The following is a 1582-nucleotide window of genomic DNA, read 5'->3' as shown; positions in this document are numbered from 1 at the left end:
ATGCTCGAGGCCGAGTTCTCGTCGAAGGTGGGCCAGTCGTAGCCGGTGGACTGCCCGCCGATCCAGCTTTCGTAGCTCACGAGGTTGGGCACGCCGCTGTCCGCCGGCAGCTTGTCGGCGTCGCACAGGGCAATCCATTTGCGCACCGTGGGGCACTTGGCATGCACTGCCTGCACCAGCGGCAGGAAGTTCAGGTCGAAGCACAGGATCTGGTCTTCCGCGTGGTTGGCGATCCAGGCGATCTGGTCGGGGTGCAGGCGCGGGTTGATGGTGTGCAGCACGCGGCCGCTGCCGCTCACGCCGTAGTACAGCTCCAGGTGCCGGTAGCCGTTCCACGCCAGCGTGGCGATGCGGTCGCTGAACAGCAGCTGCTCGCCGTCCAGCGCATTGGCCACCTGCCGGGCGCGCGATGCGATCCCGCCCCACGTCGTGCGGTGGATGTCGCCCTCGACCCGGCGCGAGACGATCTCGCCGTCGCCGTTGTGGCGCTCGGCGAACTCGATCAGCGACGAGATCAAGAGCGGTTGGTCTTGCATCAAACCCAGCATCTACGGACTCCTTTTTGAAATGACTTCATGAAAGCTTGCGGACAACGGATTCACGCAAGCTTCGGCCACTTCCACAATGACACAAACCCGCACTGCCGGATTGAACGGAGCGGCTCATTGATGCGCCCGATCAAGGCACGGCCTGCGCCGGCGTGACCACGGCCGCCGAGGGCGTGGCGTCGAGCCGCAGCTGCGACGGCCATGTCGCCCAGGTTGCACCAAGTTCGGGCGTGTTCGGGTCGCCCTTGCGCATGAAGGCGCCGACGCTGGCCATCACCGCCCTGGACAGCGCGAGCCGGCCCGCCTGATTGGCCTTGCCGCCCATCACGTTGCTGAGCAGCGAGCCGCTGAAGTTGCCGAACACGAACGGCAGGTCGAAGGCATGCGCGGCCCCGTACACGTCGTTCCACGGCGAGGGCTCCTGCGCCCAGTCGAGGCGGTAGTGCCAGATGTTCGACTGGTGCGTCTTCATGGTGTTGAGCAGGTTGTCGCGGTTGGCCTCGAACAGGCCCTTCGTGATGGCGGCGGTGGCCGCGTTGTAGCCGGTGCCGGGCGTGTCTACCGGAAGGTAGGACGCATCGATGATGTCGGCCACCGTGAGCGTGGGCGGTGCATCGGGGTCGAAGTTGAACATCATCGAGAAGCGCTGGGCATCGGTGACGATCCAGCCCGGCTTGGGGAAGCCGATGGTTCCCAGCAGCGAGGCGAAGAGCTTGCCCTCGTCGCGCGTGTTGCCGGCCAGCATCGGCACCTTGGCGTAGTTGCCGGCCGCGATGGCGCCGATCGGATCGGCCGGCAGCACCGCGCCGTCGGGAATCGGCGCGACGCTGCCCAGGCCGCTGGCAACCACCGTGGCCAGCATCGCCCCACCCTCCTGGGCGCGCAGGTACTCGGCAATCTGGGCCGGCGTGCGCGTGCCGATGTAGGCCTTGGCGGCGGCCGCGTCGGCGGCGGTGCCGTCGGCCACGAGCAGCTTCTCGAGGATCGACTGCCCCTGCGCGAGCGAAGCCGCTGCCGGCGCCAGGGTCGGCAGC

The 1582-nt window shown here is 67.6% G+C and carries 2 protein-coding genes; both read right to left on the bottom strand.

What is annotated here, in order from left to right:
- A partial coding sequence (locus AC1DOC_RS33055) for an AMP-binding protein (protein WP_478131496.1) occupies positions 1 to 548 on the bottom strand: 548 nt, incomplete at its 3' end.
- Between the two features lie 130 nt (positions 549 to 678).
- Positions 679 to 1582, bottom strand: a 904-nt coding sequence (locus AC1DOC_RS33050) for a carboxylesterase family protein (protein WP_478131495.1), incomplete at its 5' end; no start/stop codon positions are given.

Source organism: Variovorax sp. 01T439_2, assembly GCF_056398445.1.
Note: the sequence above shows the minus strand (reverse complement) of the source record. Positions and strands in the feature narration are given on the sequence as shown.